General features: G+C 62.1%; 21 protein-coding genes. 8 read left to right on the top strand and 13 right to left on the bottom strand.

The annotated features are described in order from the left end of the window. Positions 1-70: 70 nt before the first annotated feature. Positions 71-832: an SDR family oxidoreductase gene (locus Q2K57_RS00380; RefSeq protein ID WP_112054881.1), complete on the bottom strand. Its 762-nt coding sequence runs from the start codon at positions 830-832 to the stop codon at positions 71-73. 328 nt (positions 833-1160) lie between these two features. On the opposite strand from Q2K57_RS00380, the gene Q2K57_RS00385 reads away from it, so the two are divergent. The 4 genes from Q2K57_RS00385 (at position 1161) to Q2K57_RS00400 (ending at position 4943) form a co-directional block, all read left to right on the top strand. After that, entirely contained in the window at positions 1161-1685 is a 525-nt protein-coding gene (locus Q2K57_RS00385; protein WP_112054882.1) for an FxsA family protein, read from the top strand. Positions 1686-1915: 230 nt separating this feature from the next. Next, positions 1916-2209 carry a co-chaperone GroES gene (locus tag Q2K57_RS00390; protein ID WP_112054883.1) on the top strand — a complete coding sequence of 98 codons (294 nt, stop codon included), beginning with the start codon at positions 1916-1918 and terminating at the stop codon, positions 2207-2209. A gap of 71 nt (positions 2210-2280) precedes the next feature. Beyond that, positions 2281-3927 carry a chaperonin GroEL gene (gene groL, locus Q2K57_RS00395; protein ID WP_112054884.1) on the top strand — a complete coding sequence of 549 codons (1647 nt, stop codon included), beginning with the start codon at positions 2281-2283 and terminating at the stop codon, positions 3925-3927. A 287-nt stretch (positions 3928-4214) separates the two neighbouring features. Beyond that, positions 4215-4943 (top strand): RNA methyltransferase, encoded by a 729-nt coding sequence (locus Q2K57_RS00400; protein WP_304525874.1) that lies wholly within the window; start codon positions 4215-4217, stop codon positions 4941-4943. Positions 4944-5172: 229 nt separating this feature from the next. Here the strand turns inward: Q2K57_RS00400 and Q2K57_RS00405 are convergent, their stop codons facing one another. Next, positions 5173-6534, bottom strand: a complete 1362-nt coding sequence (locus Q2K57_RS00405) for a Na+/H+ antiporter family protein (protein ID WP_112054886.1) — start codon at positions 6532-6534, stop codon at positions 5173-5175. A gap of 410 nt (positions 6535-6944) precedes the next feature. On the opposite strand from Q2K57_RS00405, the gene Q2K57_RS00410 reads away from it, so the two are divergent. Next, complete coding sequence (locus tag Q2K57_RS00410; protein ID WP_181463067.1) at positions 6945-7406, top strand: phosphate-starvation-inducible PsiE family protein; 462 nt, start codon at positions 6945-6947, stop codon at positions 7404-7406. 105 nt (positions 7407-7511) lie between these two features. On the opposite strand, the gene Q2K57_RS00415 is transcribed toward Q2K57_RS00410, so the two are convergent. The 10 genes from Q2K57_RS00415 to Q2K57_RS00460 form a co-directional block, all read right to left on the bottom strand. Continuing rightward, on the bottom strand, positions 7512-8462 hold the full coding sequence (locus Q2K57_RS00415; protein ID WP_112054887.1) for a branched-chain amino acid transaminase: 951 nt from the start codon (positions 8460-8462) through the stop codon (positions 7512-7514). A gap of 76 nt (positions 8463-8538) precedes the next feature. Then, entirely contained in the window at positions 8539-9666 is a 1128-nt protein-coding gene (locus tag Q2K57_RS00420) for a class II histone deacetylase (RefSeq protein ID WP_112054888.1), read from the bottom strand. Continuing rightward, complete coding sequence (locus Q2K57_RS00425) at positions 9663-10604, bottom strand: ornithine cyclodeaminase family protein (protein ID WP_304525875.1); 942 nt, start codon at positions 10602-10604, stop codon at positions 9663-9665. Before Q2K57_RS00425 ends, Q2K57_RS00420 begins: the two co-directional genes overlap by 4 nt. 1 nt (position 10605) lies before the next feature. Beyond that, on the bottom strand, positions 10606-10962 hold the full coding sequence (locus Q2K57_RS00430) for a RidA family protein (RefSeq protein ID WP_112054890.1): 357 nt from the start codon (positions 10960-10962) through the stop codon (positions 10606-10608). Positions 10963-11079: 117 nt separating this feature from the next. Beyond that, positions 11080-12114: a histone deacetylase family protein gene (locus tag Q2K57_RS00435; RefSeq protein ID WP_112054891.1), complete on the bottom strand. Its 1035-nt coding sequence runs from the start codon at positions 12112-12114 to the stop codon at positions 11080-11082. A gap of 33 nt (positions 12115-12147) precedes the next feature. Next, positions 12148-13425, bottom strand: a complete 1278-nt coding sequence (locus Q2K57_RS00440) for a TRAP transporter large permease (protein ID WP_112054892.1) — start codon at positions 13423-13425, stop codon at positions 12148-12150. Next, the gene (locus Q2K57_RS00445) at positions 13422-13994 is read right to left on the bottom strand and encodes a TRAP transporter small permease (protein WP_112054893.1); all 573 of its coding nucleotides are present in this window, start codon (positions 13992-13994) and stop codon (positions 13422-13424) included. Before Q2K57_RS00445 ends, Q2K57_RS00440 begins: the two co-directional genes overlap by 4 nt. 106 nt (positions 13995-14100) lie before the next feature. Beyond that, on the bottom strand, positions 14101-15177 hold the full coding sequence (dctP, locus tag Q2K57_RS00450; RefSeq protein WP_112054894.1) for a TRAP transporter substrate-binding protein DctP: 1077 nt from the start codon (positions 15175-15177) through the stop codon (positions 14101-14103). Positions 15178-15412: 235 nt separating this feature from the next. After that, complete coding sequence (locus Q2K57_RS00455) at positions 15413-16195, bottom strand: AraC family transcriptional regulator (RefSeq protein WP_112054895.1); 783 nt, start codon at positions 16193-16195, stop codon at positions 15413-15415. A gap of 75 nt (positions 16196-16270) precedes the next feature. Beyond that, on the bottom strand, positions 16271-16456 hold the full coding sequence (locus tag Q2K57_RS00460) for a hypothetical protein (protein WP_112054896.1): 186 nt from the start codon (positions 16454-16456) through the stop codon (positions 16271-16273). Positions 16457-16672: 216 nt separating this feature from the next. On the opposite strand from Q2K57_RS00460, the gene Q2K57_RS00465 reads away from it, so the two are divergent. Next, positions 16673-17620 (top strand): 2-dehydropantoate 2-reductase, encoded by a 948-nt coding sequence (locus Q2K57_RS00465; RefSeq protein WP_112054897.1) that lies wholly within the window; start codon positions 16673-16675, stop codon positions 17618-17620. A 22-nt stretch (positions 17621-17642) separates the two neighbouring features. Here Q2K57_RS00465 and Q2K57_RS00470 read toward each other — a convergent pair whose 3' ends face one another. Further along, entirely contained in the window at positions 17643-18560 is a 918-nt protein-coding gene (locus Q2K57_RS00470) for a helix-turn-helix transcriptional regulator (protein ID WP_258396197.1), read from the bottom strand. Between the two features lie 118 nt (positions 18561-18678). Here Q2K57_RS00470 and Q2K57_RS00475 point away from each other — a divergent pair, with 118 nt between their 5' ends. Together Q2K57_RS00475 and Q2K57_RS00480 are read left to right on the top strand one after the other, a co-directional pair. Then, complete coding sequence (locus tag Q2K57_RS00475; RefSeq protein ID WP_258396201.1) at positions 18679-19410, top strand: ABC transporter permease; 732 nt, start codon at positions 18679-18681, stop codon at positions 19408-19410. Continuing rightward, a complete protein-coding gene (locus tag Q2K57_RS00480; protein WP_258396204.1) occupies positions 19407-20138 on the top strand; it encodes an ATP-binding cassette domain-containing protein in 732 nt (243 codons plus the stop codon). The genes Q2K57_RS00475 and Q2K57_RS00480 overlap by 4 nt, the downstream gene beginning before the upstream one ends. Positions 20139-20175 lie beyond the last annotated feature (37 nt).

Raw genomic sequence — 20175 nt, forward strand, 5'->3', positions numbered from 1 at the left:
GCCATATCAGCAGCATGCAAAACGCCGGGCAAATGCCCGGCGTTTTGGCTGAGTTAGCGCAGGCGTGGCGCTAGACGCGCAGGCCGCCATCACACTCGATGACCCGTCCGCTGAAATAGTCGTTATCAAAGATATAGGCGACACTCTGAGCAATGTCTTCCGGCTGCCCCAGCTTCCCCAGCGGGATGCCCTTGGTGATCTTCTCCAGAACGTCCGGACGGATCGATGCCGTCATCTCGGTCTCGATGAAGCCCGGCGCCACCGCCCCGACCCGGATGCCGTTGCGTGCCAGCTCCTTGGCCCAGGTCACGGTCAGTGATGCGACACCCGCCTTGGCCGCAGAATAGTTACTCTGCCCCATGTTGCCGGCCCGCGAGATGCTGGAGATATTGACGATCACCCCGCCTTCGCCGGCTTCTACCATCCGGTAGGCCGCTTCCTGACCGCAGAGGAAGACCCCGGTCAGGTTGACGTCGATGACTTGCTGCCACTGCTTGAGACTCAGCCCCTTCTCGACCTTGCCGTCCTTGACCTTGACCAGCAGCCCGTCCCGAGTGATGCCGGCATTGTTGACCAGCCCCTTGAGCGGCCCCATATCGGCGACAATAGCCGCAAAGGTTTCACTGACCGAGGCTTGATCCGCGACGTCGAGCTCATAGGCCCGAGCCTCTATGCCTTGATCCAGAAGGGCATTGACGGCCTGATCCAGGGTGTCACGCTCCAGATCCAGAAGTGCCAGGCGAGCGCCCTGCTGGCCCAGATGCCGCGCCATGGCCAGCCCCAAACCACGCGCACCGCCGGTAATGGCAATCACCGCTCCTTTCATCTGCATGTCGACTCCCCTTGCGTAATCAAAGCTTGCATAATAAAAGCTTTCTTAATTTAACTTTAACTAATTCAATTATGATTAATTAAACCTTCGTTGCTTAAATCTTACATAATCCAAGATTTTGGGTGATTCAAGGTGATGTAAGCACATTGTGCAGTGCAGCATTTATCAATCTAGCATGTCTCGCCTCTTTACGCTCAACTCAATCACCACACTCAACCTACCCGCCAACGCCGCTCAAAACAGCAGAACACAGGCCCGATAGCCCAACATGCCTTGAAAAAGCCAATCCCGCCGCCATTATCCGTCTGTCACCGAACATGGAGTCATCATGCCCCTGCTCTTGTTTTTCAGTCTTTTTGCCTTGCTCGATTTCGTCATCTTGTTCTCTATCGGCAGCGAAATCGGCCTGTTGACCACCCTGCTGCTGGTCCTCGCCACTGGCTTCATCGGCCTGCATCTAATCCGCCGTGAAGGCACCGCCACGCTGGCGAGAGCCCAGCAGCGCTTTGCTCAGGGCGAGATACCCTCGAGTGAGCTAATGACCGGCGCGGCCCTTATCTTCGGCGGCGCCCTGCTGATGGCCCCGGGTTTCCTGTCTGATGGCCTGGGCCTGATGTGTCTGATACCCGATGCACGTCGCCTGCTTGGCAAGTTGCTGGCCCGTATAGGCATCAAGGGCCAAATTCTGGGCGGCACCACCAGCGCCGGTGCTCGGGGCGTGCCTCCCGACGGCTGGGAAGAGGCCAGCGGCGCCAAGCGTGAAGAGCGCCATGAAGAAGGTGCATCGTCTTATGCAAGCGACCAAGCACCTCTGGAAGGGGATTTCATCTCCCGGGATGAGCCACGTCGCTGAACGCAAACCTAAAATTTTTGCTCGTGAGCCCTTGAAAGGCCTTTGCCAGCCCCCACTCATGGCGTAGTGCTGAGAAGTAAGCTCAGCACCCCGTTTCGGCGACCGAGTCCAGGCCCGGTTGCCATCGACACAGAAGGCGCAAGCCTTCGCTTCGAAACCTCGGTTTCGAGGGTGATATGGACCCGCCAGGGGCATCCCTGGCACCGCTAAACTTCAGGAGAACGTGAGCAATGAACATCCGTCCCTTGCACGATCGCGTCATCGTCCGTCGCGTGGAAGAAGAACAGAAAACTGCTGGCGGTATCGTGCTTCCGGGCAGCGCCCAGGAAAAGCCGACGCGTGGTGAGATCCTCGCCGTTGGTAACGGCCGGATTCTCGACAGTGGCGAAGTCCGCGCGCTGGACGTCAAGGTCGGCAATACCGTCATCTTCAAGGACGGCTTCGGCGTCGAGAAAGAGAAGATCGACGGCGAAGAAGTCCTGATCATGAGCGAGAGCGACATCCTCGCCGTGGTCGAAGGCTGATTTCAGCTCACAGACACTTGCTCGTACATACTTGCTCAAGTTTCACGAACATCAAGTAGGAAGATCCAACAATGGCAGCGAAACAGGTTAAGTTCTCCGACGACGCCCGCAAGAAAATGTCTCGTGGCGTTGACATTCTCGCCAACGCCGTCAAGGCGACGCTGGGCCCGAAAGGCCGTAACGTCGTGCTCGAGAAGTCTTTCGGCGCACCGACCGTCACCAAGGACGGCGTTTCCGTCGCCAAGGAAATCGAACTGAAGGACAGGTTCGAGAACATGGGCGCACAGATGGTCAAGGAAGTCGCTTCCAAGACCTCTGACGTCGCTGGCGACGGTACCACCACCGCTACCGTGCTGGCGCAGGCCATCGTCACCGAAGGCATGAAGGGCGTTACCGCCGGCATGAACCCGATGGACCTGAAGCGCGGCATCGACAAGGCCGTGGCTGAAGCCGTCAAGCAGGTGCGTGAACTGTCCGTGCCCTGCACCGAGCCGAAGTCCATCGCCCAGGTTGGCACCATCTCCGCCAACGGCGACGCCAACATCGGTGAGATCATCGCTGATGCCATGCAGAAGGTCGGCAAGGAAGGCGTCATCACCGTCGATGAAGGTCGCGGCCTGGAAGACGAGCTGGAAGTGGTCGAAGGCATGCAGTTCGATCGCGGCTACCTCTCGCCGTACTTCGTGACCAACCAAGACACCATGGCGGTGGAGCTTGAAGACCCGTACCTGCTGCTGGTCGACAAGAAGATCTCCAACATCCGCGAGCTGCTGCCGGTGCTGGAAGCCGTCGCCAAGGCAGGCAAGCCGCTGGCGATCATCGCCGAAGACATCGAGGGCGAAGCCCTGGCGACCCTGGTGGTCAACACCATGCGCGGTATCGTCAAGGTCGCAGCCGCCAAGGCGCCTGGCTTCGGCGACCGTCGCAAGGCCATGCTGCAGGATATCGCTATCCTGACCAACGGCACTGTGATCTCCGAAGAAGTCGGTCTGACCCTCGAGCAGGCCAATCTGGATCACCTGGGCAGCGCCAAGCGCATCACCATGTCCAAGGAAAACACCACCATCATCGATGGTTCTGGTGAGGAAGCCGACATCGAAGCGCGCGTCGGTCAGATCCGCGCTCAGATCGAGGACACCTCCTCCGACTACGATCGCGAGAAGCTCCAGGAGCGCGTCGCCAAGCTGGCCGGCGGTGTTGCCGTGATCCGCGTCGGTGCCGCTACCGAAGTGGAGATGAAGGAGAAGAAGGCTCGCGTCGAAGATGCCCTGCACTCCACTCGCGCAGCCGTCGAGGAAGGCGTCGTACCGGGTGGTGGTACCGCTCTGGTCCGCGTGCTGACCATGATGCAGGAACTCCAGGGCGACAACGAAGACCAGACGCACGGCATCAAGCTGGCTCTGCGTGCCATGGAAGCGCCGCTGCGTCAGATCGTCACCAACGCCGGTCAGGAAGCATCCGTGATCCTGAACCGCGTCAAGGAAGGCGAAGGCAACTTCGGCTACAACGCCCAGACCGGCGAGTTCGGCGACCTGTTCGAAATGGGCGTGCTGGACCCGGCCAAGGTCACCCGCAGCGCCCTGCAGTCTGCCGGTTCCATCGCTGGCCTCATGATCACCACCGAGTGCATGATCGCCGATGATCCGGAAGAGAAAGAAGGCGGTGCCCCCGACATGGGTGGCATGGGCGGAATGGGTGGCATGGGCGGCATGATGTAAGCCAGCCCAGCCTCCTCAGGCCCTGATCAGGCCTTGCCTCGCTGCAAGGCCTGACGTCAAAGCCTGGAAAAGGGCCTAACGACAGGACCCTGAAGAAAGAGCCCTGAAGAAAGAGCCCTGAAAAATCAGCCCCACCGGCCAATGCCGGTGGGGCTTTTTTTTGCCTTCCTGCTTGCTGCCGGGCTCGCCTTCCCCACAACACCACCTCACGATCAGCCGTGAGGGCAGGCATCCGCCTAGCGTGTCGCGTAAACTAGTCGCCCCACTCTCCCAACGCCAGAACCGCAATGCTCTCCAACGTCCGAATCGTCCTCGTACAGACCTTCCACCCCGGCAATATCGGCCAGGCCGCCCGCGCCATGAAGACCATGGGGCTCGACGACCTGGTGCTGGTCAACCCGCGCTGCTTTCCCGACCCCGAGGCCACCCGGCTCGCCGCCGGGGCGGAAGACCTGGTCGACTCGGCTCGCGTCGTGGGAAGCCTCAAGGAAGCCGTCAGCGACTGCGTTCAGGTAGTCGGCGCCAGCGCCCGTCTACGAAGCTTGCCGCTGCCGCATTTCGATGAGCCTGACGATATGGCCAAAGAACTCACCGAGCATGCCGTCGATGCACCGGTCGCGCTGGTCTTCGGCCGCGAACGCTCGGGGCTGACCAACGACGAGATCGGCCACTGCACCCACCAGGTCAGCATCCCGGCCAATCCCGACTATGGCATTCTCAACCTCGCCCAGGCCGTGCAGGTGCTGGCCTATGAGGTCAATCGTACCTGGCGGCGCCGGCCGGACAGCGGCTATCACCCTACCCGGCCTACTGGCGAGAAGCTGCCCAGCCGCGAGCAGCTCGACCACTTCCACACCCACCTTGGTCGCGTCATGCAGGCCAGCGGCTTCCTGACCCAGCCCCATGCCCGCACCGAGGCACAGCTTCAGGCGCTGTTTGCCCGCGCCCAGCCGACCCGACGCGAACTGTCACTGCTGCGCGGCCTGCTCAGTGCCCTCGAGCCCAAGCAGCATTGACCCGACAACAGGCAAGCTTGATCGCTCTTCCAGTACACAAGAACCTTTCACGCGCTTTTTCTATCAATGACGCTCCCATCAAAGCGGCTTCCCTATTAAGCGCTTTGCCTATTAAGCGACTTCTCGATTCAGCGCCTTTCCTATCAAGCGCTTTGCTATATACAAAAAACGGCGCCCCAAGGGCGCCGTTTTGCGATCGCAATGTGCTCTGAGAACTGACTCTGTTTGCCTAAAACGTCATGGCCGCCAGCCACCCAAAGGCAATCAGCGGAATGTTGTAGTGCAGGAAGGTCGGCACCACGCTATCCCAGATATGATCGTGCTGGCGATCGACGTTGAGCCCCGACGTCGGCCCGAGGGTCGAGTCAGAGGCCGGCGAACCAGCATCACCCAGCGCGGCAGCAGTGCCCACCAGCGCCACGGTGGCTAGGTCGGAGAAGCCGAACTGCACGGACAGCGGCACGAAAATGGTGGCAATGATCGGGATGGTCGAGAACGACGAGCCAATCCCCAGGGTGATGAAGAGCCCAACGAGCAGCATCAGCAGCGCCGCCAGGCCCTGATTGTCACCGATCATGTTAAAGGAGCTCTGCACCAGCGTGTCGACCTCACCGGTCGCTTCCATCACCGCGGCAAAGCCCGAGGCAGAGATCATGATAAAGCCGATCAGCGCCATCATGCGCATGCCGCTGGTGAACAGATCATCCGCTTCGCGCCATTTGAAGATGCCACCCACCGAGAGCAAGGCGAAACCGACCAGGCCACCCAGCACCATCGAGCCGCTATAGAGCTGAATGCCCAGAGCCGCGAGAATGGCCACCACCGACATCACCAGACCAGAGGTGCGTGCTGCCGGGGCGCCGTCACCGTCATGGGCCGGATAGTGTGGCTGGTTGCTGGTGACCAGTTCGCTGTCGGCGTAGTCGCGCGGTTTGCGATAACTGAAAGCGATGGCCACCACCAGGCCCAGCGCCATGCCGGCCACCGGGACGCCCATGGCCAACGGCACCATACCGCGGGAGACTTCGAGGCCCAGCGCCTCGCCGGCGCTGTTGATATTGGCGAGCAGGATGTCATTGAGGAAGATGGCCCCAAAGCCCACCGGCAGCAGCATGTAAGGCGCCGTGAGACCAAAGGTCAGCGCGCAGGCCACTGCGCGACGGTCCAGACGCAGCTGGTTCATGACCTTGAGCAGCGGCGGAATCAGAATCGGGATGAAGGCAATGTGGACCGGAATCAGGTTCTGGGAGGAGATCGCCACCAGCAGCAACGAGCCCAGCAGCAGGTACTTTACTGCCCGCTGGCGGCGGTGGGTCGCGTCCTGGCCCAGAAGCCGAATCAGCTTCTGCGCCAGCATATCAGGGAGTCCAGACCGAGAGATCGCCACAGCGAAGGCGCCCAGGGTGGCATAGGCCAAAGCCACCTTGGCGCCGCCGCCTACTCCATCGTTGAAGGCTGCAAGCGTGCTTTCGAGAGACAGCCCGCCGGCCAGCCCACCGACCAGCGCGCCGACCACCAGCGCAAAGACCACCGACACCCGGGCCAGCGATAGGCCCACCATGACTAGTACCGCCAGAATTACCGCATTCATGCCTTTTTTCCACCGAAAGATATGTGTTAGGACGCGAAAGGCGGCGATTCTAGCAGAAATGAGCGCGTTACGGGGCGGTTCGTGTGGATTCCGGCCTGGATTGGCGCCGTCTAAATGTCACTATTTTGTTATTTAATTGTCACAAAATGTCGCTATACACTACCTTAAGGTCAGCAGGGAGTTGAGGGCAAACGACACCCCGCGGCATAAAGACAAGGGACACTGTCGACCAGACGCCACGGATGCGACGGCACAGGGAGTGCTCAAAGGACAGGCAGGACGCCTAAACACCCGGAGGGTGTTCAGGGAGGTCAGCATACCGCCATGGAGCCAATTCACTCCATGGCGTTTTTGTGCGCGTCGGATGGGTATTAACTGTGTATTGGGTAGGCCCATAGGAGAGCCCGGTCATGGCGGAAGAGCAACCACGCAAGCTGCTGCACAATGAATTGCCCGAGGAACACAGCGACCCGCTGATCCAGTCCCTGCACAGGATCATCCGCATCGCCGTGCGTGTGCTGGCAGTGCTGATGGTGTTCGTGATCATCTGGGGCATCGGCGATGTGCTTTATGTGCTCTATCAGCGCCTGATGGCACCACCGTTCCTACTGCTTGATATCAACGATATTTTCCAGACATTCGGTGCCTTCATGGCGGTGCTGATCGCCATCGAGATCTTCATCAACATTCGGCTCTATCTCGGCACTAACATCATTCCGATTCAACTGGTCATCGCCACTGCCCTGATGGCCATCGCGCGAAAGGTCATCGTCCTCGACCTGGACCAGGTCACGGCCATGGAAATTCTGGGCATCGCCGCCGTGGTCATCGCGCTTGGCATTACCCATTGGCTGGTCAGTCTTCACCGCTGAAGGCGCCGGCCTTACTCTCGGGCCTTTCGCATCAAGGGCCTTGCTCACGAACCTTTCTCAATGGCTTTTCTCAATGCCCTTTCATACCTGCGCTCACTTCAGTGCTCAGGCAGGCGTGAGCCATTCCTGATAGGCAGCCAGATCATCGCCCAAATCACCTCGGGTGACGCGACGATAGAGGCCCTGAAGCCGAGCGGTAAGCGAGTCCGGAGCGATCTCGCGCCCGGCCGCCCCGATGCGCCGACCATCGAGCTCACGCAGTGGCAGCAGTTCGGCAGCCGTGCCGGTCAAAAAGGCCTCGTCGGCCGTGTAGAGCTCATCGCGGGTAATACGCCGCTCCTGCACCTCGAGTCCCAGTACCTCGCGGGCCAGGCGGATCACGCTGTCACGCGTGATGCCCTGCAGACAGGAGGTCACCTCGGGGGTATGCAGCACGCCATCGCGCAGCAGGAAGACATTGGCCGCCGAGGCCTCGGCAACATAGCCTTCCGGATCGAGCATCAGGGTCTCGTCGAAGCCCGCCTTCACCGCGGTGTTAAGCGCCAGAATCGAGTTGACGTAATGGCCGTTGGTCTTGGCCCGGCACAGGCTGATGTTGACGTGGTGGCGCGCCCAGGATGAGGTCAGCGCCCGCAGGCCTTCACGAGACGCCGTCGCCGAGACGTAGTCACCCAGATCCCAGGCTGCCACCATCACATTGGTGGTCAGCCCCTTGGCACGCAGCCCCAGTCCTTCGGCGCCGAAATAAACGGTGGGCTTCAGGTAGGCGTTGGTCAGCCCATTGCGGCCCAGGCACTCCCGCTGCGCTTCAATCAGCTGCGCAGCGGAAAAAGATAACGGTATATCCAGGGAATGGGCGCTGTCGCAAAGCCGCCGGGTATGTTCGGCAACCCGGAAGAGGTGCGTGCCGTTGGGGCCGTCGTAGGCACGCACGCCCTCGAAGCAGCCCATTCCATAGTGCAGGGTGTGGGTCAGCAGGTGAGTGGTGGCCTCTCGCCAAGGCAGCCATTCACCGTTATGCCAGATGAAACCGTCGCGATCATAAAGGGGTGTCATCGCCGTCCTCTCAGAGTCTGATAGCGGAACAGGAATTTAGGACCGTGGATCTGCTATCGAAAAAATCGTTGTTTGATCAAGCATCTCGCCAGTCGCGCGCCCAGCCGTCGATCAGTTCGCGCTGGTGTGGCTGCAGGTCCTGGTATGCCCAGGCGGCGATCTCGTCATCCTGCGGGTCGGGCACATGAATCTCGCTGCCGGAAAGGGTCGCGATCACTGCATGACCGCACAGCGGCACGTAGCCCTCGCTGTAGCCGCCTTCGTGAATCATCACCAGGCGCCCCTCGCAGACGCGCTCTGCCAGCGCCTTGATATGCGATGTCATCTCGGCAAAGGCGCTGCTGTTGAGCAGCATCTTGCCTAGCGGATCCTTGGCGCAGGCGTCATATCCGCAGGCGATCACAATCATCTCGGGCGCAAAGGCCTCCAGGGCCGGCACGATCAATTGCTCGAATGCATAGCGATAGGCACCGATCCCAGCACCCGGCGGCATCGGCAGGTTGAGATTGGCACCCTGACCGGCCCCGCGCCCACGCTCCTCAATGAAGCCGCTATCCAGCGGAAAATTGCCGGCCTGATGGATCGAGACCGTGAACACCTCGGAATCGTCATAGAAGGCGTCCTGCTGGCCGTTGCCGTGATGCACGTCCCAATCGAGGATCGCCACCCGTCCGACCTGCCCCATGGCGCGAGCCCGTTTCACCGCCACGGGAATGTTGCCGAGCAGGCAGAACCCGCGACCGCGATCCGCCTCGGCGTGATGGCCCGGCGGCCGACACAGCGCATAGGCATTGTTAACTCGCCCGCAGGCAACCGCCTCGACAGCGGCCATCGCGAGCCCTGCGGACTGGTAGGCGGCCGCCACGCTGCCCGGGCGAAAGGGTGCACAATCTCCGGCATCACCGCCGCCGGCCTGCTCTCCCGCCGTCAGGGCATCAAGATAGGCCGAGGTGTGAAAATGCTCGAGATCTTCGCGACTGGCAGGCGTGGGCTTTTCCACCTCAAGCTCGTCGATCAGCCCCGAGACCTCCAGCAGATTCTTGAGCCGCCGCTTGCTCTCCGGACTTTCCGAGGCCGGCTGTGGCTGCAGGAATTCACCGGGGGAAGAAAAGACGCCGATCGCCCCCGGGTCATGCCAGAAGCAGCGCTCGTGCCAGAAAAAGCCGGTCCGCCCCTGCGGGCGGCTCGAGTTGGCGATGCTCATGCCGCCCCCTCTAGCTGCTCCCAGACCTCGATGGCGGCAGCCAGGTCCTCGAGCGAGGCGCCCACCGACTTAAAGACAGTAATGGCCTCGTCACTAGAGCGCCCGCTGCGCTCGCCGCGCAACAGTTCGGCCAGATCGGCGCGAATCTCATTGAAGGCAAAGGCCCCTTCCTCGATCGCCTGATGCACGTCGCCGGCCTCGCCCTGGGCGCCGGCATAGGTATCCACGAATACCTCGCCGCGCCGAAAGCAGTCGCCGTCACTTTCGCGCATGCTGTGACGAAAGGCACCTACCAAATCCAGATGGGCACCGGGCTTGAGCCAGGCGCCCTTTACCAGTGCCTGAGTCGATAGAGTCGCGCAGCTGACAATGTCCGCCTCGCCGACCGCCGCCTCCAGGTCCTCGACCGCCTCGGTCGCGAAGCGATCAGCATAGGCACGGGCCAGCTGCTCGGCCTTGGCGAGCTTACGCCCCCAGATCTTGACCCTTTTTATCGGGCGGACCGCCGCATGGGCTTCGATCAGCATCGGCGCCAGTTTGCCGGTACCAACGATCACCAGCGTTTCGGCGTCTTCCCGGGCCAGTTCCCCGGCCGCTAACGCCGAGGCCGCGGCAGTGCGTCGGCGCGTCAGCTCGCTGCCTTCCAGGCAAGCCAGCGGCTGCCCGTGCTGCCCCTCACTGAGGAAATAGACGCCGGCAATCGCCGGCAGTCCCTGATCGGCGTTCTGCGGAAAGACGTTGACCATCTTAACGCCGATATACCCAGCCGGCTCCCAGGCCGGCATCAGCAGCATGGTCGCCTCACCGTCCGGGCGGTGCATGGAGTGATGGTGGCGTGGCGGTGCCTCAACGCCCTCGCGAAAGACCTTGCCCAGACGCTGAATCAGCGCGCCCCAGGGCAGGCCCTGAGCGACCTCATCACTGGTAATCATCCGCATATCAGGCTCCCGGCAGCGCCGCCACGACCATGATCTCGACCTTCCACTCGGGCTTGGCCAGCTTGGCCTCCACCGCTGCACGCACCGGCGGACGACCGGGCACGACCCAGGCGTCCCAGGCTTCGTTCATCGCCGCGAACTCCTCCATGCTGGTCACCCAGATCTGCGCCGAGATCAGGTGCTCCTTGGAGGTACCAGCCTGCTTAAGCAGGCTATCGACGCTTGCCAGCACCTGCTCGGTCTGGCCCTTCATGTCGGCGCTTGTATCGTGGGGTACCTGGCCGGCCAGGTAGACGGTTTGATTATGCACGGCGACCTGGCTCATGCGGGCATTGCTGTCTTGGTAGGTAACGGTCATAAGATTTTCCTCTGGTGAATGGACGGCCTGTTGAAGCCGTCAAATATGAATCAATGAGCGCAAGAAGCATACGAAGCGTCATTAGTCGCCGCGAAAGCCCTTGAGAAAGCCCTTGAACTAGCGCTTGAGAAAGCCCTCGAGAAAGGCAGATAGATTGGCGCCCAGGGCAGCGGTCGGATAGCCGCCTTCCTGAATCAGTACCATCGGCACGCAAAGCTGGCCCAGGCGAGCGCCGATGCTGCGAAAATCCTCGGTCTCGAGCGAAAGCCCGGCAAGCGGATCATCCTTGTGGGCGTCGAGACCCAGCGCGACCACCACCGCCTCTGGTGCGAAGTCGTCGAGGCGCTGAAGCAGGGTCTCCACGGCATCGAGAAAGACCTTGCCATCACTGCCCAATGGCAACGGAAAATTGACGTTGGCCCCCTGCCCTTCACCGCTGCCGGTCTCGTCGGCGCCACCCCAGAAGAACGGATAGAACGCATCGGTATCGGCATGCACCGACCCGGTCCAGACATCGCCACGAGCATAGAAGATATCCTGGGTGCCGTTGCCGTGGTGAAGGTCGACATCGACGATGGCCACCCGATCGTGTTGCTCGCGCAGAATGGTGGCCGCCAGCGCCGAGTTATTGAGAAAGCAGAAGCCGCCGGCCCGCTCCGGCCCGGCGTGATGCCCCGGCGGCCGGCACAGCGCATAGGCACTTGGCTCGCCTTCGCACACGCTCATCGCCGCGGCTTCGGCACTAGCAGCGCTGGCCAGGATGCCGGCGAAGCTGTCGGCGCCGATCGGGCAAGCCATGTCATGCAGGTGCCAACCGGCCTGGCCCACGGGGTGGCTAGGATAATGATGTCCGCCGCCACAGGGGTGCACGTTGGGCGCTACTAGGGCTGATGCCCCCGGCATTGCCTGCCAGCGGGCATGGATGGTCTCCAGAAAGGTGAGATAACGCGGGGTATGAATGCGTGCCAGGCGCTCCCGCAGGCGCGGCGAATCCACCTCTGCGGGAGCATTGAGGGTCAGGCCCAGTTCACCAATAGCGTCAGCGAGGCGCACGGCCCGTTCGGGGCGCTCCGGCGACGGGGCCGGTTGGCCCCGCAGCAGAAAGGTCTCGGGGGCATGGCTATCCTGGGCGGCGGAATAGAAGAGTTTCATCAGGCTAAGTCCAGAAGGCTCAATCGAGAAGGTTTAATCGAGAAGACTAGGAATCCAGGTCGACAGCGCCGGGAAAGCGGCTAGCAGCACAATGACGGCCAGGAAGGAAAAATAGAACGGCAGTGAGGCGATGATGGCCCGCTCGTAGGGCACCTCGGCGATGCGTGCCGCCGTCATCAGCGTCATCCCCACCGGCGGCGTCACGTTGGAGATATTCAGCACCACGATCATCAGGATCGCGAAGTGCAGCGGATCGAAGCCAAGCTGAATCATCGCCGGCACTATCACCGGCGCCACCACCACCAGTGCCGGCAGCACGTCCATCACCGTACCGATGATGATCAGCAGCAGACAGACCATCATCAGCTGCACAAAGGCGACATCACTGAAGGTGGTGATGATCGAGGCGGCGTCCCGAGCAACCCCCGAGCGAGTCACGAACCAGCCGAGCACCGCCGACGTCGCCAGCAAGAAGAACACCACCCCGGAGAAGCGCACCGTGACCACCAGCGCGTGCCAGATCTTGGAAAGCGTCAGGCTGCGATAGACCAGCGCTCCAATCAGGATCGCGTAGACCGCCGCGAATCCCGATGCCTCGGTGATGGTCGTCATCCCCGAGAGAATGCCACCGAGAATGATCAGCGGTACCACCAGCGCCGGCAGCGCGGCCAGGAAGGCAAAGATCGCTGCCTTGAACGGCGTCGGCGCCTGCTTCGGGTAGTCACGTTTCCAGGCCAGGATCATGCTGGTGACCAGCAGGGCCGCGGCCAGCAGGATGCCCGGGATGATCCCGCCGGCGAACAGGTCAATCACCGAGATATCCCGCAGCAGCGTGGCGTACACCACCATCACCACGCTTGGCGGGATAATCGGGCCGATGATCGACGAACAGGCGGTAATCGCCGCGGCATACTCGGCGTCATAGCCCTGGGCCTTCATCTCCGGGATCATGATCTTGCCGATCGCCACGGTATCGGTGATGGCCGCCCCGGTCAGGCCGGCAAAAAACACCGACACGGTGACGTTGACATGCGAAAGCGCCCCGCGAACACGGCCGAAGAGCGCATTATTGAAGGCAATCAGCTTATGGGTCAGGCCGCCTTGGTTCATCAGCTCGGCGGTAAAGATGAAATACGGCACGGCGATCAACAGAAAGCCGGAAACGCCTGAGAACATGCGGTCGGCGATGATGCCCAGCATGCGTTCACCGCCGAGGGCAAAGCCGCCGGCGAGGCCCGACATGGCCATCACCACCGCTACCGGGGCGCCGATCAGCAACAGCACCACGAACATCAGAATGGCAGGGGTCATGAGGGAGTCTCCGCATCGCGATGGTGGGCAGACGAGTCGCTATCGGTGGTCTCGATCAGCTCGTCGATGAACGATTGGTCGTCGATGAAGTGCTCCAGCAGATCGAAGCCATGCACCAGGTGCAGAAGGATGATCAGCCCCGAAAGCGGCACCACGATCGCCGTGAAGCGGTTTGATATCTGGATATTGTCCGAGACCATGTACATCTGGGTGGCGTTGAGAAAGAAGTCCCAGCCGTACCAGACCAGCATCAGCGCGAAGAGCGCGATGACGGCAAGGCAAATCACGGCGGCCGCTTTCAGCAGCACCCTTGGCAGGCTCCTGACCAGCAGGGTCATGGCCACATGCTCGCCGTAGCGCAGCGAAATGGTCATCGACAAAAAGCCGATCCAGGGCAGAAACAGGCGCGCCAGGGAATAGGTCCAGCTCAGGGTCGAGCCGGTTGCCAACTTGTAAAGAAAGGCCGTGAAAGAGATGCCCAGCATCAACAGGATACAGGCCACGCAGACCACGATGGCCATCCGGTTGACGGCTTCACTGACACGGCGCAGGGGTTCGAGTATCGCCATCGACGTGGCTCCTGAGATAGCCCGACAGAGCGTCTAAAGATCCCGCACAGGGTCAAACGGCAGACAGGCAGCCGATGGCTGCCTGTCTGCAGCGGTTAGGCCAGCCTTACTGGCCGTAGCGGGAAATATCCTGCTCGGCGACTTCGTCGCCGACCCGCGCGACCTCACCGAGCATCTCGTCGACCAGCGACTTGTCCATGCCGTAATCGTTGACGATCCAGTTCTGCCAGGCCGGCCGGGCAATCTCGGCCATCCGCTCACGCTCGGGGGTGGGCATGATGTAGCACTCCTTGAAGCGCTCGCAGGATTCCTGCCAGCTGGCCGTGGCCAGCGCCCCGGACATGCCGTGGCTCATGGTGATGGCCTCGCGGGCGGAGGTCACGACCGCCTGCTGGTAGGCCTCCGGCAGTTCCTGGAACCAGCTCTCGCTGACCACCCAGGGCGCGCTGTTGTACACATGGCCAGTCAGGGTGGTGTAGTCGGTGACGGCATCGAAGTTGAAGGTGGTATTGAGTACCGGCGCGTTGAACTGGCCATCGGCGAGACCGGTTTCCAGCGCCGTGATCAGCTCGCCCCAGGGCAGCGGCGTTGCCGATGCGCCCAGCGACTGCATGATCGCCACGTGGGCCGGGTTTTCCTCGGTGCGGATATTCATGCCGTCCAGGTCTTCGACGGTCTTGATCAGGCGCTTGTTATTGGTGAAGGCCACGAAGCCGCCGCCGTCATCGAAGGTGCCGAGATAGCGCATGTCAGCTGCTTCGACGGTGCCCTTCATGAAGTCGGCGAACCAGGGGCCATCGAAGAAGGCCCAGGCCTGGCGCCAGTTAGAAAACAGGAAGGGCGCGGTGACCAGCTGATAGTCACCGTAGAAGGAAGACATGGCGCCGGAAGACATGATGGTCGACTGCAGGGTGCGGCCGCCTGCCTGCACCTCGGAACCGTTCTCGACCTCGGAGCCAAGCTGGCCACCGCCGAAGATCGACACGGTGAGATCGCCGTCGGTGCGGGTCTCGACCAGGTCCTTGAAGTGCACCAGCGCCGGGTAGATAGCGTTATTGCTCATGTTCTCAGGTATCTGAGTGGCAATCACCATCTCGTAGGATTGAGCCTGGGCCTGACTGGCGGCCATCGCCAGTGGCAGCGCGGCCAATGCAAGCGTCTTTGGCAAGCGTAGGGTAGGCATAAGTCGTCTCTTTCCATGTGTTGTGGTTGTTGGGGAAAGTGAATCGCACACCTTCTGGTAAAACGATCAGGCCTTGGCGACCGCCGCGCGATTCCTGCCTTCAGCCTATGTCGGAAAGGAACGCCTTGCTTGCCCAATCATCGGAAAGATTTGCCCGACACTCAGATATTGCCAAGTGCCCAAGCTAGCAAGGGAAAGGAAAGCCACTCACGGTGGAAGGAAAACAGCGAAGGAATCACCGAGCGAGGCGGCGGTACTCACTGGGCGTGTGCTGGAAGGTGCGACGGTAGGCGCGGGAAAAACTGCCCTGATCGCAAAAGCCGATGCGCTCGGCGATCTGCCCTAGGGTGAAGTCGCTTTCCTGAAGAAGGGTCTGCGCCAGCGCGAGCCGGCGGCGCTGCACGAAGTGAAGCGGGGTCTCACCTGTGGCCTCACGAAAGCAGGCATGAAAATGGCCGGGACTCAGGGCGCAAAGGCCGGCAAGGTCATCGACATGGATGGCCTCGGCCAGATGACGATCGATGTAGGCCTCGACGCGAGCCAGATCGAGACGTTCACGATAGGGCGAGCGCGCGGGCGATGTCGGCGTTTTGGGGAGTGCACGCTCATGCAGACTCAGATAGATGGCCCGCAGGATCAGCGTGGCAATTTCGCTCTGCAAGGTCGGCGAGGCCTCGACTTCGCCCATCAGGGTCTGGGCCAGAGACTGCAACCGCGGGGTCACGGAAAAGAAGCGTGGCGACTCGAAGAGCCGCTGCACCTCATCGCCGCAGCTTAACCTTGGCAAATGCGCGAGGGGCACATCGAGCACCAGGGTACGGTTGCGCCCGTCGCCCAGGTACTCGTGATGATAGGTGGAAGGAATCAGGCAGCCGCGCTCGCGGGTGACGCGCTCGCCACGCCCCTCGATACTCAGCTCGGTGACGCCCGACGTCGCCAGAATCAGCTGATGAAAGCCATGTTCATGGGCGACCGGTTGCTCAATCAGCGTACAGGTTTTCAGGCTGAAGAAAGACATGGCGCAGGCAGCGTTCCAGTATCAACGAATCGTTATAAGCCTACGCCAGCCTGCCCATAACACCAAGCTTAGGTCTCAGCAGCGGCCCTTCTTGGCCTGGCCGGGCGGACAGAAACCGCCACCGCCACTGTGTCCATCATGGTGGCCGCCATCGCCGATCTCGATGATCGGTTCCGGGTTGATGCGCGCGGGTTGATAACTGCAACCGGCCAGCATAAGGGCGGCAATCAAGGCCGTGAGAGCGAAGGTGGTCAATTTCATGTCCGACTCCTTCCCGAAAGATCAGGAAAATAGGGTAAAAAGCTCAGTGACCCAAGTTTATAAGCCCTATCTCGCGCCCCCAAATGTCGCATAAGTGAGACAGTCGACGATTCCGCCCTGCTCTCGCTGGACAGGCCAGGCATCATGCAGGTACACCTTGGCGAGCCCGATCCTATCGATCGATTCATCGCCCCATCGACTCATTGAGGACTCAGCATGCGATTTGCCATCTATGGAAGCGGCGGCGTGGGCGGCTATTTTGGCGCCCGTCTTGCCGACGCCGGTGAAGACGTCACCTTCATCGCCCGTGGGGATCACCTAGCGACGATCCAGCGCGACGGCCTGACGGTCAGGAGCATCAACGGCGACCTCCATCTCGACAAGGCACTGGCCAGCGACGATCCGGCGACCATTGGCGTGGTAGATGTGGTGATCGTGGCGGTAAAAGCCTGGCAGGTCGAAGAGATCGCCAGGGCGATGGCACCGCTGATCGGCCCCGAGACCCTGGTGCTTCCGCTTGAGAACGGCGTGGAGGCCACCGACGTGCTAGGTGAAGCCGTGGGGCACGATAAGGTGCTGCGCGGGCTTTGCGGCATCCTCGCCTACCGCGAGGCGCCGGGGGTGATTCGCCATGCAGGCGTCGAGCCGTTCGTGCGCTTCGGTGAGGCCGACAATCGCCAGAGCGAGCGCACCCAGCGCGTGAAGGCGGCCTTCGACAAGGCCTCTGGAGTCACCGCCGAAATACCGGACGACATTCAGGTCGCGGTGTGGAGCAAGTTCCTGTTCATCTGCGCCATGAGTGGTGTCGGCGCCGTGACCCGGGCGCCGATGGGCGTCAGCCGCCAGTTGCCGGAGAGTCGCCGGCTGCTCGAAGAGGTCATGGAAGAGATCACGGCGGTCGGCCGAGCCCGCGGTGTGGCGCTGCCCGAGGATGCGGTGGCGAAGGCGCTCAAGTTTATCGACACCCTCCCCGAGAACAGCACCGCCTCGATGCAGCGCGACATCATGGACGGCCTGCCCTCGGAGCTCGAGTCGCAGAACGGCGCCGTGGTACGCCTGGGCAAGGCGGCCGGTGTCGAGACGCCGATCAATGCCGCCCTCTATGCCGCCCTGCTTCCTCAGGAAGCTCGGGCCCGCGGTCAGGTCTCGTTCGACGATCGCTAAGCCAATGACTGCCGACGCCACCTCAGGCGTTATAAACGACCTCGCCGAGCCCGGTGAGGTCGTAGCCCTGCATCAGCGCGGCGCGCTCTGCGAACCTCGCCTCATGGGCGAAGGCCAGCAGGTGCTGCACCGGACGCTCGAAATAACTGCGACGGCGCATGGCCAGATCGAAGCATTCCTGCTGCAGCGGCACGAAGTCGAGCCCATGACGATGCGCCGCTGCTTCGACGCCCAGCCCCACGTCGGCCTGCCCCTGATGCACCGCCAGCGCCAGATCGTCTTCGCTGAGCATCGTGTCGGGCGCCAGCCGCAGGTCTTCAAGCGCAAGATCATGGCGTTTCAGCAGAAAGCGCAATAGCCGGTCGGCCCCAGCGCCGGGCTGACGCCTCGCTACCCGCGGCGCACCCTCCCCGTCGCTTTTTGCCAGTGCGGCCAACGAGTGAATCCCCCTCGGGTTGCCCGGCGGCAGCATCAATCCCTGGCGACGTCGTGCCCAGCGGATCATCACCAGATCACGCACACCGCCAAGACCCAGCGACTCGGGATGGTTATAGCCGCCCGCATCGTCGATCACATGCACGCCTGCCAACAGGGCATCGCCATCCAGCAGCCGGCGCACCCCATCGCCGCTGCCCTGGCAGAGCATCGCCAGCTCCGAGCCGCTTTCGCGCAGGCTCCACTCGAGCAGCGGGTCCTGACTGCCGGCCAACACCCGTGGCACCGGCCGCTGCCCGGGCTGACCGCCCTCCAGATGACTCATCAGCCACAGATCAATGCTCTGACGGGGAAAAAGCAGCTTGCCGGTCACCTTGGTGCAGGGAATCTCACCCTGGCGTACCAGATCGTAGACCTTGCGCTCCTTGAGCCGCAGGTAGTCGGCCGCCTCGGCAGTGGTCAGGTAGGCATGGCGATGCATCGGTGGTGAGTCATCTCTGAGCATGGGGGATATCCGCGTCGTTCACTCTTGTCGTTTATAGATCTTTCGCTGCATATTTTTCAGTATAGGATGCACTTAAGATGTTTAAACCACATGCTGCAAGCATTATCAGGAGATTGCCATGTCGACCAGCGGGATGACAGCCAGCGCGCTGCACAGCGACAGTGCCTTGCATACGGCCCTGGCGCTGGTCATCGACATGGACCCGGCGCTGGTAGACATCGTCGTCCTGTCGCTGCGTGTGTCGCTGAGTGCGGTGCTGACCGCCGCATTGATCGGCCTGCCCCTGGGGGCCGCCCTGGCACTCTGGCGCCTGCCTGGCCGCGGGGTGGTGATCGTGGCCCTCAATGCGCTCATGGGCCTGCCCCCGGTAGTGGCCGGGCTCGGCGTTTACCTGCTGCTGTCACGGGCCGGCCCGCTCGGAGAGCTGGGGCTGCTGTTCACCCCAAGCGCCATGATCATCGCCCAGGTGGTGCTAGTGCTGCCGATCATCGCCGCCCTGGCCCGCCAACTGGTCGAGGAGCTTTGGGGCGAGTACCGGGAGCAGCTTTCTTCCTTCGGCCTGAGCCGAGCCCGCGCCATCCCCACCCTGTTGTGGGATGCCCGCTTCGGCCTGATTACCGTGGTGCTGGCCGGTTTCGGCCGAGCCAGCGCCGAGGTCGGCGCAGTGTTGATCGTCGGCGGCAACATCGATGGGGTGACCCGAGTGATGACCACCGCCATCGCCCTCGAGACCAGCAAGGGCAACCTGCCGCTGGCACTGGGACTGGGGATCGTGCTGCTGAGTCTGGTGGCGCTGGTCAACGGCGCCGCCTACGTCATCGGTGAAACCTCCAGGAGACGACTGGGATGACCGACATGAGCATGGCAATGGGCATCCAGGAGGCATCCGCCAGCCTGACGCTTGACGCAGTGAGCTTCGAGCATCGCGGCCAAACCCTGCTCGAGGACGTGACCCTCACGCTCTCGACCACCGGCAAGACTCTGATCATGGGCCCCAACGGGGCCGGCAAGAGTCTCTTGATGCGCCTGGCCCACGGCCTGCTGCAACCCAGCCGCGGCCAGGTGCGATGGCCGGGCGGACTGCCACGCCAGGCCATGGTATTCCAGCGCCCGGTGCTGCTGCGTCGCTCGGCGCTGGCCAACCTGACCTACACCCTGAAGATCAACGCCGTGCCGCGGGCCAAGCGTCGCGCCCTCGCCCACGAGGCACTGGAGCACTTCGGTCTTGCCGCCCTCGCCAAACGCCCGGCGAGAGTGCTGTCCGGAGGCGAACAGCAGCGCCTGGCCCTGGCCCGAGCCTGGCTGATCAATCCCGAAGTGCTGTTCCTGGATGAGCCCACCGCGGCGCTGGACCCCGCCGCCATCAAGGCGGTGGAAGATGCCATCGCGGACTTCCACCGTCGCGGCACGCGCATCGTCATGACCAGCCACGACCTTCACCAGGCTCGCCGCCTGGCCGATGAGGTGATCTTTCTGTGTAACGGCCGACTGGTCGAGCACAGCAAGGCCGAGACCTTCTTCTCGGCTCCCCGCAGCGCGGAGGCCCGAGCCTTCGTGAAAGGAGAACTGGTGTGGTGACTCGCGTCGCTCAAGCCACACCTAACGCCATTACTAT

It is taken from the genome of Halomonas sp. I5-271120, from assembly GCF_030553075.1.
Classification (GTDB): Bacteria; Pseudomonadota; Gammaproteobacteria; order Pseudomonadales; family Halomonadaceae; genus Onishia; species Onishia taeanensis_A.